We start from the raw sequence: 15,360 nt of genomic DNA, 5'->3' as shown, positions 1-15,360 counted from the left end.
ACAATTCCCGCTGCCCGATCGCAAATAAATATGGCTATTATCTCCTCCAAACAACAGCCCCCCGACCCAAATCTACCCGAAGACATAGCCCCAGCCCGTCGCAAAAAAGCCGCCAAACCCCAGGCGGAATCTTTGCTAGAATCGCAAGAACTACCCGACGAAATCAACAGCAAACAAGACGACAAAATCCGACCTCAGCGTTTAGCTGAATACATCGGGCAAAAAGACTTGAGAGAAGTTTTGGCGATCGCAATTGCAGCAGCCAAATCTCGCGGCGAACCTATGGATCACCTGTTACTATACGGGCCTCCAGGGTTAGGAAAAACCACAATGTCGCTAATTTTAGCAGCAGAAATGGAAGTTGAATGCAAAATCACCACCGCCCCAGCCTTAGAAAAACCGCGAGATATTGTCGGATTGCTGATCAACCTCAAAGCAGGCGACGTGCTGTTTATCGACGAAATTCACCGCTTATCTAAAGTTACAGAAGAAATCCTCTATCCGGCGATGGAAGACTGTCGGTTAGATATTACGATCGGGCAAGGAAAAACCGCCAAAATCCGCAGCATTCCCCTGAAACCATTTACCTTAGTAGGAGCAACCACAAAAGTCGGATCGCTGACATCTCCATTGCGCGATCGCTTCGGCTTGATCCAAAGATTGCGCTACTACGAAATAGACGAACTTAGTCTAATTGTCCAAAGAACCGCCCAAGTTCTCGACACTCAAATAACCCCAGAAGGAGCCACAGAAATTGCCCGCCGAGCTCGCGGAACCCCCCGGATCGCTAACCGCTTGCTGCGACGAGTTAGGGACTACAGCGAAGTCAAAAATTTAAAGCCAATTGATGCCGAAGTTGCCTCACTCGCCCTGGAATTATTCAACGTCGATCCGCTAGGTTTAGATTGGACAGATAGGCGGATTTTGACAGCAATGATTGAGAACTTTAACGGCGGCCCAGTGGGCTTAGAAACCCTTGCAGCTTCTACAGGAGAAGACACTCAAACCATTGAGGATGTATACGAACCGTACTTAATGCAAATCGGATTTTTGCAGCGGACAAATCGCGGGAGAATGGTAACGGTTGCTGCTAGAAAACACTTGGGTTTTATTGAATAAAAAATGGGGCATGGGCATTGGTTATTGGTCATTAATTATTGGAGCCACTCCTACATAACTAATAACTAATGACTTATAACTCCTCTTATAAATTAAGTAGGGTACGCTGCACCTTACCGCTATAAGTAGTGTGAAACCACTTTTGGCATCCAGGAATGAACTAATAACCAATAACTAATAACTGCTAATCTAAATTATTTGTCCATCTTTTTTACAGCAGTCAAATCAGCTTTTAAATCATGGGAAACCAGCGACAAATTCCGCAATGCTTTTTCTCGATCAGTCGCAATTTTTAGCGCTGTTTCCCAAGTAAAAGTAAAAGAATGAAAAGAATCCGAATCAATTTTATCTTCCTCCAAATCCGCCATAACTTGCTTAAAAATCTCAAACAACTCTTCTTGCAACCGATCTATTTCCTCAAAAGTTCCGGCTTGGCGGATTTTTTGAATCAAATTTAGAATAATCAAATTAAACTTGTCAGCTCTATTTTTTTGTTTCTGCAAAAAGCGCGATCGCAACTGCCAAAGCCAAGAAACAAACAGAGTAACAAACGAAAAAGACAAACCGATAACATCGGAATTGGCTGCAAAAAAATCCGGCTTTTCGCGATCGTAATAAGCCTGAGCACCCTCATGTACGGGCAAACCCAAACCGCCGCTTTCGGACGGCTCACGAATCATGGCTGCCAAAGAATTAGTAGCTACCAAATTGCGGCGGTGCTCGAACAAAATCCGCGTAATTTCTTTAACTATTACCGGATCGACATCCTTGCGAACCAACAGAGTTGCCTCCACCTCAACGCTAGGCAAATCCACATCTGGTACTGCTGGAGCGGCCTTGTAAGTACCCTTAGGAATCAAGTGAGCTTGCAGATAAGGCCACTTAATTTTCATCGCCGCCGCTTGGTCGATGGGCACCAATTTGCCCCGCGTATTTTTCAGCAAATCGCTAACCAAATCGCTCCCCAGAGGTTGCACCCGAAAAATAGCATCAACCTCGCCGCTAGCAAACAACTTACTAGCCTCAGTCCAAGAGCCAGCAGTAAACTGAAAATCGCTTGCTTTCAAACCGTAATGTTTGCTGACCAACCAAAAAGAACTATAAGAACCGCTGCCTTTCTCCCTCAGCGCAATATGTTTTCCTTTTAAATCAGAAACGCTTTTAATTCCCGACTTTTCCGAAACAATTAAATGAAAAACTTCCTTAAACAAAGAAGCAATTACCCGCGCTTGGGGCACTGCCGGCGTATCGTTCAGGGCAATAGCTAACTGAGCCTCATTTGCCTGAAGCCGGCGCATATTTTCGTCAGCGCCTTGAGTCTCAACAACTTTAATCCGCAGGCGCGGATTTTGTTTAATAACTACCTCAGCAATTGCTTGTCCGAAAGGATAATAATAGCCTGTCTTGGTTCCCGTCACTAGGGTTAATTCATAGACTCGCTGCTTGTCTTTGTGCACCTCCCAGCCAAAAACTCCAATCAGGACAACGCTTAATAGAGCAACGGGAAGCAGAAATTTATTTTGCATAGAGGTTGAGACTCGATCGTTAGAATGGCAAAATCAAAAGTATTCTAGTTAAAAAGGAAAATAGGACTCGGAAAATTCGACGCGCCCCATAGTGGAGGAGCCAATAGCCAATTCCCTGTTGGGTCGATGCTTTTAGGCCCCATCCGATGGGGGATTTCCCATAGGGGATTTTAGATTAAGATTACCACTCAATCTAAAATCTACAATCTAAAATCTAAAATTGTGCGATGCTTTTAGGCCCCATGCCCAATTCCCAATTCCCAATTCCCCATTCCCAATTCCCAATTCCCCATTCCCAATTCCCAATTCCCCATTCCTCATGTTAATATCCCTCAGAATAGAAAACTTTGCCTTAATTGACTGTCTGGATCTAGAATTTGGCCCGAGTTTGAACGTATTTACAGGGGAAACCGGCGCTGGTAAATCGATTATCCTAGATGCGATCGATGCAGTTTTGGGCGGGAAAGTCGATCGCCGATCGATTCGCACCGGAGCAGCGCGGGCAATATTGGAAGCTACCTTTGAATTGGACAAAGCCGCAGCTTTGTGGCTGGGCGAGCAAGAAATCGAACCCATAGACGGAAATTTAGTCGTTTGCAGCCGGGAAATTAACGCATCGAGCGGTGCTCTGCGTAGCCGATCGCGCTTGAACGGAATTTTCGTCAACCGCCAGTTAATGGATCAACTGCGCGATCGGCTCGTCGAAATTACCGCCCAAGGCCAAACCGTCCACCTCGGACAAGAAACTCTCCAGCGAGAATGGCTCGATTTATACGGCGGCAAAAAGCTCACTGAAGCGCGATCGATCATCACCTCCGCGTGGCTGGGAGCCAACAGCGCCAAAACCGCCCTCAAACGCAGGCGTCAGTCGGAACAGCAGCGACTGCAAAGACTTGATTTGTTAGAATACCAAGTCCGAGAACTCGGCGAAGCCCACATCGAAGACGCCGACGAACTCGAACAGCTAGAACACGAATCAATCCGGCTAGGCCACGTCGTCGAATTGCAGCAGCAGAGTTACCAAGTCCACCAAGCCCTGTACCAAAACGATGGCGACAGCGCATCAGCCGCCGACTTGTTGAGCAAAGCCGAAGTAATTTTAAGCGATATGGCGGTATACGATGTGCAGTTGCAACCAATCCTAGAAATGGTCAGCGATGCTTTAGCTCAAGCCACAGAAGCCAGCCGGCAAATTAGTAGCTACGGCGAACAATTAGAAGCAGATCCCGAAAGACTCGAAGAAGTAGAAGATCGGATTCGCGAACTCAAACAAATTTGTCGCAAATACGGGCCACTCAAAGAAGCGATCGCCTACTACCAAAGCATTCAAAACGAACTAAATGAACTTTTAGAAGGAGGCGAGTCAATGGAAGCCTTAGAACTCGCATATCAGACCGCTTTAGAGCAATTAAAAGACGCTTGCAGCCACCTCACCACCCTGCGACGCGAAGCAGCCCTCAAACTAGAAACGCACCTCGTAGGAGAACTTAAGCCGTTAGCAATGGAAAAAGTGCAATTTCAAGTCGAAATCTCGCCTTGTACCCCAACCGCCACCGGTGCAGACCAAATCGCCTTTTGTTTCAGCCCCAATCCGGGCGAACCTCTGCAACCTCTGGGCGCGATCGCCTCCGGGGGAGAAATGAGCCGCTTTCTCCTCGCTATCAAAGCCTGTTTTTCCCAAATAGAAAGCGCCGGTACACTGATTTTTGACGAAATCGACGCCGGAGTCTCCGGGAGAGTCGCCGGAGCGATCGCCAAAAAACTCTACCAACTTTCCGACAAACACCAAGTTCTCTGCGTCACCCACCAGCCGCTGATCGCCGCGATGGCTGATTTTCATTTTCGCGTCAACAAACAGACGATCGAAGCAGAACCAAGTATCGAGGCACCCGCAGCCAACTCCGAACCAGTCGAACGTACAGTAGTCAGAGTTGCCGCTCTCAACAGTGACCAGCGGCGGGAAGAACTAGCCCAACTCGCCAGTGGCCGCTCAGCAACAGAAGCCATCGCCTTCGCCGAATCCCTGCTTGTCGAAGCCGCCGGATTGCGCCAAACTCAGTCGGCCCAACCCTGAGCAGACCATCAAGCCGATCGGGGGGTTAAAAGGCGGAGTTTTTTCCGAGTCGGAGGTTACACTAAAAATGTCAACCGCAAATTTTACAAAAAAAAGCTGAAAGCCCCGTGAATTTAGTGGGATGAAACCTAAGAGCAGCCAAATAGAGAGAAATTCTAGTTAAAAACCACAATTGTGTAGAGAAGGGCACACATCACTAGCAACTGGTAGTGTCACAATTGCGGCTAGTCCCACAAGGCCACCCCCTTTTCAGCAGTCCTCCCGCCAGTACGCATTCATGTTCCTGCGGGCGATCGGCTCAAAGATCGGCAGAACTTACTTAAACCAGGCACGCACAATGTCAAAATCAGTTAATAAACCATTTAAACAAGATTCGCGATCTCTAAAAAGATTGCAGCACTCCCACAGCCTCGTTACTCTCCCACCCTCCGTTGGGCAGCAAGGCCAACTGAATTTCCCTTGCCTTGTGGCCGGAGTTCTGTAAACTGGGAAATACTTTCACACATACTTGAGTCTTGTGCGACAGGTGACTCACTAATCAACTTCCCGGCTCTCTTCGCTTAGAGACTAACCCTTACACTTAAGCTTCTGTAAAGGTCTATGAAATCTGCATCTTCCACCAATTACTCTTCTCTGGACAACGTGATTGATGTCGCTGTTGTCGGCGGTGAAAATCATCATCAGGAACATTATTCTCCCCCGGAAATTAGGAGCAGTGCAATTATCCCGCGCCAAGGAAACCTTTCCGGCATTCTCGACCTTCTAAATAAGCAAAGTTTCACAGTAGTAGTTAAGGAAGTAGAAGACAAACTTAAGGTTGTCAATCAAACCCTGGGAATGCTCGACAATATCCTCGAGAGCGAGGGATTTGATGCCATCCTCAACGAGATGTTGCAGTCGATTACCCTCAAAACAGGGGAATTGCTGAATGCCGATCGCACCACGATATTTTTATTAGACGACGAAAAAAATGAACTCTGGGCGATCGTCGCTAAAGACGAAAATGGCAAAAACCTAGAAATCAGAGTTCCCGCCCATGTAGGCATTGCCGGAGAAGTAGCCACGTTCCAAAAAGTGGTTAATATCCCTTACGATTTTTACAACGACGAACGATCGGCTAACGCCAAAAAATTTGACGAAAAAACGGGCTACCGCACTTATACAATGCTGGCAATGCCCCTAATTAATGAAGACACAAAAGAGTTAGTAGCAGTTGTTCAACTGATTAATAAATTAAGACCCAACCACGAAAAATACCCGACTTTAGACGAACAAATAGACAGGCACGGATTTACTCAAGAAGACGAACAAGTTTTTAAAGAATTTGCTCCCTCGATTCGCCTAATTCTAGAATCTTCCAAATCTTTCTACGCAGCAACTCAGAGACAACGAGCTGCAACGGCGCTGATGAATGCCGTCAACGCTCTTTCTCAGAGCAGTTTAGACTTAGAAGATACCCTAAAAAGGGTGATGGATCAGGCCCAAGAACTCATGAACGCCGATCGCAGCACCCTGTGGCTGATCGACGAAGAGAAAGACGAACTGTGGACGAAAATCCCGATGGGCGGCAACCTTAAAGAAATTCGCATACCCAGAACCGCCGGTTTTGCAGGCATCGTCGCCCATTCTAGCGAACCGCTGCTGATTCCCTTTGACGTGTACGACGACCCCCGCGCCGCCACTTCCAAAGAAGTAGATCAAAAGTCTGGCTACCGCACTTGCAGTATGCTTTGTATGCCCGTCTTTAACTCGGACAAAAAATTGATTGGCGTCACCCAATTAGTTAATAAAAAACGACAAGGAGAATTCCCCCCCTACAACCCCCAAGATTGGCCTCACGCCCCCGAACAGTGGAAAGCGAGTTTCAATCGCAATGACATGGAATTTATGAAGGCGTTTAACATCCAAGCAGGAGTGGCGCTGCAAAACGCCAAACTGTTTGCCGAAGTCAAACAGCAAGAACAAAGACAAAAAGATATGCTGCACGCCTTGACTAACGGCGTGATTTCTACAGATAAAAAAGGCAATATAGTAGCGACCAATCCCAGTGCCAAAAAATTACTGGGTGTCAGCGATGCAGAATTAGGCGAAGGTCAATCTTTGCGAGAGTTAATTAAGTTAGAAAAAGGCGATTTTGCCAAGTGGTTTGATGCGTCTTTGTCTCCCGAAGACGATAACGACCGCCAGCAGTATTACCCAGATCAAGTTTTGCTTTCCTTTGAAGGAGAAGCGCAGAGTATCAATCTCTCGATTAATTCGATGACTGACGCTACCGACCCCAACAAGGTCAACGGCGCGTTAGTCGTCATGGAAGATATTAGCAGTGCCAAGCAAGTCAAAAACTTGATGTATCGTTACATGACTCCAGAAGTAGCCGAAGCTTTGTTAGCTTCAGGGGATACTGGATTGGGCGGTAAGCGCAAAAACGTTTCGGTGCTGTTCTCAGATATTCGCAGCTATACCACACTTACGGAAAAATTGCAAGCCGAAGAAGTGGTAGTGATGCTGAATAAATATTTTGAAGTCATGGTAGATGTCGTATTCGAGTACGGCGGGACTCTCGACAAATACATCGGCGACGCTCTGATGGCAGTTTTTGGCTCTCCAGCGCCCCTAGAGGATCATGCTTGGTGCGCCATGCAAACGGCGGTGAAAATGCGGGAAAAACTGGCTGAGTTCAATCGAGAGCGTATGGCACATGGCGAATTGCCGATCGGCATTGGTATGGGCGTGCATTCCGATGAAGTTGTCAGCGGCAACATCGGTAGTAGCAAACGCATGGAATTGACTTCGATCGGAGACGGCGTTAACCTCGCCTCTCGCTTAGAAGGCGCTAGCAAGCAGTACGGCACCGACTTGATCATCAGCGACAATACTTACAGAGATTATGCCGATCGGCTGTACGTGCGAGAACTCGACTTTATTACTGTCAAAGGCAAAAGCGAACCCGTAATCGTTTACGAACTCGTCGGCATCCGCGAGGGATACTCGCCAGTGGGCAAGTCACTAACCGAAACACAGCAACAAATTATAGAACATTACACGAAGGGGCGCGAACATTACAAAACTCCAGTCAGCCAAAGACTCTCAGAAAGTGAGGTGAAAAACATCTTAAAGGATGTCGCCGAAATGCCGGAGGCAGAGATTAAGAAACTGTCCTACAATTTAGAGCAACAGTTGGAACACGAACTAAAGAACCTGTTATATCAACTGAAAAAGCTGTCAGAGTACGACCCAAAAAACCTGTCCGAAGCAGACAAACTCATTGTGCTGTTGCAGACAGAAATCCAACTGCTGAAATTGGAAGGAATCAAAAACCTCTCGGAAGACGAAGCCAAAATGCTGCTGCAAGCAAAAATTAAGCCCCTATCAGCAGACGATATTAAATACTTGCAAGAAGGCGAAGTCAAAAAGCTGTTGGAAGCAGACATCTTAGAACCATCAAATCCCCAAATCAAGCGGTTGAAACCCGCAGAGATCAGGCAGCTATTGCAGGCGAAAATTAAAAGTCGAGCCTGCGAGACAGTTGCAGAAATGTTAGATGAGGAATTTGAAAACCTGGGACTCGATCGGGTGAAAAAACTGCTGAGCGAGTTTAAGAAAGCCTTAGAACCAAAAGCCAAGCAAGCCTTTAAAGACGCTGAACGCGAATTTAACGCCGTTCTGGAAGTTGACCCGAAAAACAAGGCCGCTAAATTGCACGTCGATCGCTGTATGTTATTTCAACATCGGTTTTCAGACGTACTCAACTGGGATGGTGTGTGGAATCTCACAGAAAAATAGCAGTAGCCCACAGCAAATCCTCGCGGTGGTGCCAGGGTTCGGGGTGGGGGCGATCGCGATCGGGGGTGCGCCTCCCATCCCACCACCAATTAACCTTAATATCCTATTGAGGTAATTGTAAATAAGCTCCAACAGGTAGTATGGTTATATAACCGGATTTGAACTTGCAAGCGAGATGCCGGGGGTTTCGCCCTACGTGTTTCCTTCGCACTACCTACCGCAACAAACTGAGCACTTCTATTATTTGAAGCGCTTAAAAATAGTTATGACTGGCTGCAGCGTTACCCGGTTTCTGAGAAAAATCTTGGAGAAAGGCGACGAAACATCCGCTCAAAAACCGGGTTTATTACCCCGCCCGCCTAAGTCTTAATAGCGTTAGGGGCTCCTAAAAAGAGCTTCCTTCGCAGATAGTCAATGTTCTAGTCTTAGATATAGAAAACCACTAGCGTCAGTTATGAATAATTGGAATTCGCAATCGGGAGATGTTGAGTGGGTAGATCAGGTTTACCAACTATTGCTGGAGATTGCTCGGAGCTCCCTGTCAGATATCCCCAGAATCCCGGAAAATATCACTGTTAAGGCTATTCCTCTGATCCAGAAGGTACAAACCATTCAGCAAAGACCTGACGGGCAAGTGTTCAAATCAGGTTCCTTTTCAGTAAACGATCACGAATGGGTCGATCGAGTCTGCCAACTATTGGTAGAACTAACCAGCGCGTCTTTGTCGGAACAGCCAAAAATGCCGGAAAACCTTGCAGGCAGATCTTTAGCCCTCGCGGATCGAGCACAAAAAATTAAAGAAGACATCGAAGAAAATGCAGCCCAAACCCCAGCAGATGAAGAGGAGAATTCCTTACAGTCTCCAGACGCGCTGCTTTCCCTCTTGCACCACAGTTTGAAAACTCAGCGCGCCAAAAGCTACAACCCCGATGCCCCCGAATGGCAGCAAGTCTTGAGCCTGCTCGACGTAGTGCAGTCAATTTACAAGCAAATCCAAAATTAAATTCCAGCTTAACTCAGGCGCTTCTTGATTGTGCGAGAAAGCTGGCTTTTAAAGGCGGTTGCTATTTGACATAAAATTTTTTTTGCCCTAGCCCAAACATTGCCGATTATTGCACTTTTGTCAACTACACTAGGTTTAATCGGTTCTAGGGCAAGAGAAGATGAGCGGACAAAACATCGGCGATTTGTCAAAAGAAATATTAGCCGATCGCTATCAGTGCGATCGGCGGCTCGGCAAGCAAGCAGGAAGGCAAACCTTACTCGCCCGCGACTTAAAAACGCAACAGCAAGTAGTAGTCAAACTCCTGTCATTCAGCAGCGACTTTAACTGGGAAGACTTAAAACTGTTCGAGCGAGAAGTCGAAACCTTAAAATCCCTATCCCATCCGGCAATTCCCCGATATCTAGACTCCTTTGAAATCGACACCCCCAGCCGCAAAGGATTCGCCCTAGTTCAGAGTTACATCGAAGCCAAATCCCTACAAGAATATCTCTCAGATGGGCGCACCTTCACCGAAAGCGAAGTCAAACAATTAGCAACAGCATTATTAGACATCCTCGCCTACCTGCACCAGCGACAGCCCCCCGTCATTCACCGCGATATTAAACCCAGCAATATTTTACTCAAGAATCGATCGGGTAACAGCGTCGGCGAAGTCTACCTAGTCGATTTCGGTGCAGTTCAAACCCTAGCAACCCAACAGGGAAAAACAGTCACAGTTGTCGGCACGTATGGCTATATGCCGCCCGAACAATTTGGCGGGAGGGCAGTTCCCGCTTCCGATTTGTACAGCTTGGGAGCAACATTAATCGCCTTAATTACCAAGCAGCATCCAGCCGATTTACCGCAGCAAGATTTGCAGCTAGAATTCGAGCAATTCACCCAACTAAGTCCCGCTTTTACCAATTGGCTGAAGTGGATGACACATCCCAGTTTAGATCGCCGTCCCGCCTCAGTCCAAATAGCAAAAGAAGTTTTAGAAAAACCACAGCAAATAAATAAATATTCCCAGACATTGAAACAGGATAAAATTGTGAATAGCGACACGTTGTTCACGATGGCGACCTTCTACAGCATATGGACAGGAGCTATAGCTGTAGGAGTTTGTACAGCTATTTACAGCACCTTTCTTATGGGGATATTGGGGACAATTACGGGAGGATTCCTGGGTTTTTTTCTCGGCTCGCAGTTGGGGTTAGAGAACGGAATAATTGTCGTAATTGTGACGATATCGAGTTTTTCCCCCCTAACTAATCCCAAATCTCACCGACAGGTTTTAACTGCAATTAGTATGGGAATCTCCACCTTGACAAGCATCGTGTTCTTTCAAATGATTAACTTTAGTCCTGTATTGGATTCCAATTATATTTTCGAGGTGCTTGCACCGTCGCTAATTGCAGGACTGTCAATGGGGGCAACTACCAAGTCTATTGCCCGGTGGTATCAAAAAGAAAGTGGACTGTAATCTAAAATTTACAGTCCTGGACGCACTCCGACTCCTCGAAACCGGGTTTTTACGAAAACACTTCCTTGCCACCGCCAGACTCGCTAAAAAACCTGGTTTCTGGACTCAGATGATAACCTCAAATTAAAATTAATGTAAAAAAACATGACCAGCAAAATATTAGCAGAACGCTACGAAGTGCAGCGACAACTGGGAAAACAAACAGGTCGCCAAACGCTGCTGGCTCGTGATTTGCAAACTCAAAAATTAGTGGTCATCAAACAGCTATTCCTCGGTAGCGATTTTGAATGGCAAGACCTCAAGCTATTTGAACGGGAAGCGGAAACTTTAAAATCGCTTTCTTACCCAGCAATTCCCCGCTACCTCGACTACCTGGAAATTGACGAACCAGACACTAAAGGATTTGCCCTGGTACAGACTTATGTAGAGGGGAAAACTTTAGAAGAGCATTTGCGATCCGGGCGTACTTTTAGCGAAAGTGAGGTGAAAGAATTAGCTAACTCGCTGTTAAAAATTTTGATTTATTTGCACGAACAAAATCCGCCTGTGATTCACCGCGACATTAAACCAAGCAATATCTTACTGCACAGCAGATCCGGCCACAGTGTCGGACAAGTTTATTTAGTTGATTTTGGTTCGGTGCAGAACCAAGTGGCAAAATTTGGCGGCACAATTACAGTAGTCGGAACTTATGGATATATGGCGCCGGAACAATTTGGCGGGCGATCCCTTCCGGCTTCTGACCTCTACGGTTTAGGCGCAACTTTAATTTATTTGGTAACGGGTTTGCATCCCACGGAACTGCCGCAGCAGGATTTGAGAATTCAATTTGCCGATCGGGTAACGCATCTCAATTCTAATTTAATTCATTGGCTGGAGTGGATGACCGCACCGAGTTTAGACCAACGGTTATCTTCGGCTGGGGAAGCATGGCACTCGCTCAAAAATCCCCGCCCGATCGAGCAAACTCTTATGGAATTGCAGCCACCAGGCAGCGACATTAAACTCACAAAAACTTCTGAGTTTATAGAAATTGTAATTCCGCCGGCAGGAGTAGGTTTCGGTTTAGTTGCCCTGCTTTCGGCTGCGATTGCTGCGAATTCTCCCTCATTCGTCACTGTTTTCAACTTCCAAAAGGACGACGGCGCAAGCACTAATTTACCAGCGATAGCTCCCCAACTTATTATTATCCTATCAGGAAGCTTTTTAGCGGCGGTCGGAGTAATGTTTCTATTTGCACTATTTCGGGAATTGCGTATCAGAATCGATCGCCAGCAAATTTCCTATAGCAGCCATCTGCTAGGGTTGAGATGGAATCATTCCCGGCCAGCTTCCCGACAGGATATTTGCCAGTTGGAAATTAAACAAATTGCATACAAAGTTTCTCAGTTGATTATTCAAGCCGGCAACCAAAAATATCGACTAGGAGAGGAGCAGAAACTAAGTGAATCAGAAATCGATTGGTTAGGAAGAGAACTTAGCCAGTGGTTGGATTTGAAAATTAATATAACTTGGAAAGACGGTTGAATGACTACATGGTAGATATGAAAATATCTCCCCACGACAAAAACAAAGCATTGCGCCCTCAACCTGTGGGATGGGCGTCCCGCCCGTCCAGTGTATTTTCAAAGCAGGCGGGACACTTCACAAGAATCATCCTCAAATTGTGGCACGCCGATCGCACTCGCCCGCTTTCTGTCAATCTCATGCAACCGTCGGCCCCGATCGCCCGTAAAATGCTATCAAAGGGATTTGGCAAGTAGCACTCATCCCAATCATCTGTTAACTTGGAGATATTGTTGTGGACTTATCGCTAATTCCGGCACAGCCGAAACCAGGACTGCTCAACGTCCTCATCGAAATTACCGCCGGTAGCAAAAACAAGTACGAATTTGATAAAGACTTACAAGCCTTTGCTCTCGATCGGGTGCTTTCTTCCTCAGTCCAATATCCGTGCGACTACGGCTTCATACCCAATACCTTAGCCGATGATGGCGACCCCCTCGACGGCATGGTCATGATGGATGAGCCCACATTTCCAGGGTGCATTATCGCGGCTCGCCCGATCGGAATGCTGGAAATGATCGATGGAGGCGACAGGGACGAAAAACTTTTGTGCGTTCCCGACAAAGACCCCCGCTATGCTCACTATAAGTCCCTCAAAGACGTAGCCCCCCACCGCTTGGACGAAATAGCCGAATTTTTTAGAACCTACAAAAATTTGGAGAAAAAAGTCACGGAAATTCTGGGTTGGCAAGATGTCGATCAAGTGATGCCCTTAGTCGAAAAGTGCATCGCAGCCGATCGCAAATAAGCCCCTAGCCCGCACTCCTCGACTGCAACCCGACTAAAAACTCAGGGGGCCGAACTTAAGGCGATGCTGCACGTGAGGCGATGCAGTCGAGGAACGGGTAGCTAGAAGGTCAAATCGTCGTGAATGCCGACTCACCGGAACAGCATTCCTCAAAACCGCGCCCCGCCCCCAATCTTGAAAAAAATACTACTCCTAGAGTAAGATGAAGCGCAAATTATACCACTGGGGAATGTGTTCTACGTGTGAGGAAATTTTACCCGAACACTCTGGTTCGGCGCTATCTTAATCTCAGAACACAGAACAAGCTCAACAGCCCACAGGGTACAAAAAATAATCTCTCAAGCGTGACATCTCCTACACGAATCGGTAAGGTTGAGAATTCTAACAGCCCAAGTATTAGGCACTCGAATAGTTTCCCGATCGAGGGCTTTATTATAGTACAGATTGCTAAAAACTAAAAAGTAAACACTAAGATTTCAACTCCCAAGTTCCAGCCCCCAAAACTAAAAAAAATGCCAGATTCCGCACCCTCTCTACCCAATCCACAGCCTTCCGATCGCCAAGCCACTATGGAAAATAGTCCTTTGACCGAGTTTGTCGTTCAGTTTTGGGGCGTGCGGGGCAGCATCGCCACCCCCGGCACCAAAACACTGCGCTACGGAGGGAACACCTCCTGTGTAGAAATGCGCTTGGGCAAAAAACGCCTGATTTTTGACGGCGGCACCGGTCTGCGAGTTCTGGGCCTCAATCTGCTGCGGCAAATGCCGGTGGAAGCCCATATGTTTTTTAGTCATACTCACTGGGATCACATTCAAGGGTTTCCGTTCTTTACTCCCGCCTTTATCCCGGGGAACTGCTTTCACATTTACGGTGCGATCGCCCCCAACGGCACTACAATCAAACACCGTCTTGCCGACCAAATGGTGCACCCCAATTTTCCCGTCCCCATCCAGGTGATGCAGTCAGACCTCAAATTCAACGATTTGACGCCTGGGGATATTATCGAACTCGACGATGTGAAAATAGAAACGGCACTGCTGAACCATCCCAACACCGCGATCGGATATCGAGTCACTTGGGAGGGACACACAGCCGTCTACTGCACCGATACAGAACACTTTCCCGATCGCCTCGACGACAACGTGCTACACCTAGCTCGCAACGCCGACGTGCTGATTTACGACGCTAACTACACCAACGAAGAGTATTACAACTTCAAAACCCCAAAAGTCGGCTGGGGACACTCGACTTGGCAAGCAGGGGTAGAAATAGCGAAAGCTGCTGGAGTCAAAAAAATCGTGATGTTTCACCATGATCCGGGTCACGACGACAATTTTCTCGATCGTACAGAAGCAGAGGTGCAGGCAGCGTTCGCCAATAGCTGCTTAGCCCGCGAAGGCATGAGCATACCAGTAATTTAACCAAAAATAAATTCAGAATTATGAAACAGGAAAAACCCCGCAAACGTCGCAGAGTAGGCTTGCGGGGGCTTTACTCAACGTTGCTAGTGTTGATAATTATCTGCTGTACCTGCGGCGGATGGGTTGCAGCTCAGACTGCCTACTCTCGCACTCCTGCGCGACTTGCTCAGGTGTCTTCGATCGAGGATACTGGTACGGTCGATCGCATCCCCGAACGTTACCAACTCGGACAGCAACTGTACCTAGAAAACTGCGCCACCTGTCACATCGCTTTACCGCCGCAAGTCTTACCTACAGAAACTTGGCGCCGATTGCTGCAAGATTCCCAACACTACGGACAAACCATCAAACTGCTAGTAGACCCGCCCCGCCTGCTAGTCTGGAACTACCTGCAAACTTTTTCCCGTCCCCAAGCCAAAGACGAAGAACTCGCCTACCGAGTCGCCAGTTCTCGCTATTTCAAAGCTCTGCACCCCAAAGTCAAGCTGTCGCAACCCGCAAATATCAGCAGTTGCGTTACTTGTCACCCCGGCGCATCTAAATACAATTTTCGCAAGCTTACCGCCGAGTGGCAAAACTCTCCGTAGCTAACACAGGACTTATCCACAAACTATTGAGTAGGGGGGTTATGCGGGCTGATTGGGTCGTGGGTTTA

11 protein-coding genes are annotated in these 15,360 nt (G+C 47.2%); 10 read left to right on the top strand and 1 reads right to left on the bottom strand.

Translation table 11 applies throughout. From position 1 onward, the window contains the following. The first annotated feature begins 30 nt into the window (after positions 1 to 30). A complete protein-coding gene (gene ruvB / locus QUB24_RS19505) occupies positions 31 to 1,119 on the top strand; it encodes a Holliday junction branch migration DNA helicase RuvB (RefSeq protein WP_333154818.1) in 1,089 nt (362 codons plus the stop codon). Between the two features lie 194 nt (positions 1,120 to 1,313). On the opposite strand, the gene QUB24_RS19500 is transcribed toward ruvB, so the two are convergent. Continuing rightward, the gene (locus QUB24_RS19500) at positions 1,314 to 2,645 is read right to left on the bottom strand and encodes a TAXI family TRAP transporter solute-binding subunit (protein ID WP_333154817.1); all 1,332 of its coding nucleotides are present in this window, start codon (positions 2,643 to 2,645) and stop codon (positions 1,314 to 1,316) included. Between the two features lie 319 nt (positions 2,646 to 2,964). On the opposite strand from QUB24_RS19500, the gene recN reads away from it, so the two are divergent. The 9 genes from recN to QUB24_RS19455 all read left to right on the top strand — a co-directional run bounded on the left by recN (position 2,965) and on the right by QUB24_RS19455 (position 15,292). Continuing rightward, on the top strand, positions 2,965 to 4,719 hold the full coding sequence (gene recN / locus QUB24_RS19495; RefSeq protein WP_333154816.1) for a DNA repair protein RecN: 1,755 nt from the start codon (positions 2,965 to 2,967) through the stop codon (positions 4,717 to 4,719). A gap of 600 nt (positions 4,720 to 5,319) precedes the next feature. Then, positions 5,320 to 8,502 carry a GAF domain-containing protein gene (locus QUB24_RS19490; protein ID WP_333154814.1) on the top strand — a complete coding sequence of 1,061 codons (3,183 nt, stop codon included), beginning with the start codon at positions 5,320 to 5,322 and terminating at the stop codon, positions 8,500 to 8,502. Between the two features lie 454 nt (positions 8,503 to 8,956). Continuing rightward, the gene (locus QUB24_RS19485) at positions 8,957 to 9,505 is read left to right on the top strand and encodes an inorganic pyrophosphatase (protein WP_333154813.1); all 549 of its coding nucleotides are present in this window, start codon (positions 8,957 to 8,959) and stop codon (positions 9,503 to 9,505) included. A 160-nt stretch (positions 9,506 to 9,665) separates the two neighbouring features. Then, entirely contained in the window at positions 9,666 to 10,970 is a 1,305-nt protein-coding gene (locus QUB24_RS19480) for a protein kinase domain-containing protein (RefSeq protein WP_333154812.1), read from the top strand. Positions 10,971 to 11,114: 144 nt separating this feature from the next. Further along, positions 11,115 to 12,497: a serine/threonine-protein kinase gene (locus tag QUB24_RS19475; RefSeq protein ID WP_333154811.1), complete on the top strand. Its 1,383-nt coding sequence runs from the start codon at positions 11,115 to 11,117 to the stop codon at positions 12,495 to 12,497. Further along, the gene (locus QUB24_RS19470) at positions 12,494 to 12,733 is read left to right on the top strand and encodes a hypothetical protein (RefSeq protein WP_333154810.1); all 240 of its coding nucleotides are present in this window, start codon (positions 12,494 to 12,496) and stop codon (positions 12,731 to 12,733) included. The genes QUB24_RS19475 and QUB24_RS19470 overlap by 4 nt, the downstream gene beginning before the upstream one ends. 38 nt (positions 12,734 to 12,771) lie before the next feature. Next, the gene (locus tag QUB24_RS19465) at positions 12,772 to 13,284 is read left to right on the top strand and encodes an inorganic diphosphatase (RefSeq protein ID WP_006634582.1); all 513 of its coding nucleotides are present in this window, start codon (positions 12,772 to 12,774) and stop codon (positions 13,282 to 13,284) included. Between the two features lie 512 nt (positions 13,285 to 13,796). Beyond that, a complete protein-coding gene (locus tag QUB24_RS19460) occupies positions 13,797 to 14,705 on the top strand; it encodes an MBL fold metallo-hydrolase (RefSeq protein ID WP_333154809.1) in 909 nt (302 codons plus the stop codon). A 20-nt stretch (positions 14,706 to 14,725) separates the two neighbouring features. Further along, complete coding sequence (locus tag QUB24_RS19455; RefSeq protein ID WP_333154808.1) at positions 14,726 to 15,292, top strand: diheme cytochrome C; 567 nt, start codon at positions 14,726 to 14,728, stop codon at positions 15,290 to 15,292. Positions 15,293 to 15,360 lie beyond the last annotated feature (68 nt).

The organism is Microcoleus sp. B9-D4 (assembly GCF_036705105.1).
Taxonomy (GTDB): Bacteria; Cyanobacteriota; Cyanobacteriia; order Cyanobacteriales; family Microcoleaceae; genus Microcoleus.
Note: the sequence above shows the minus strand (reverse complement) of the source record. Positions and strands in the feature narration are given on the sequence as shown.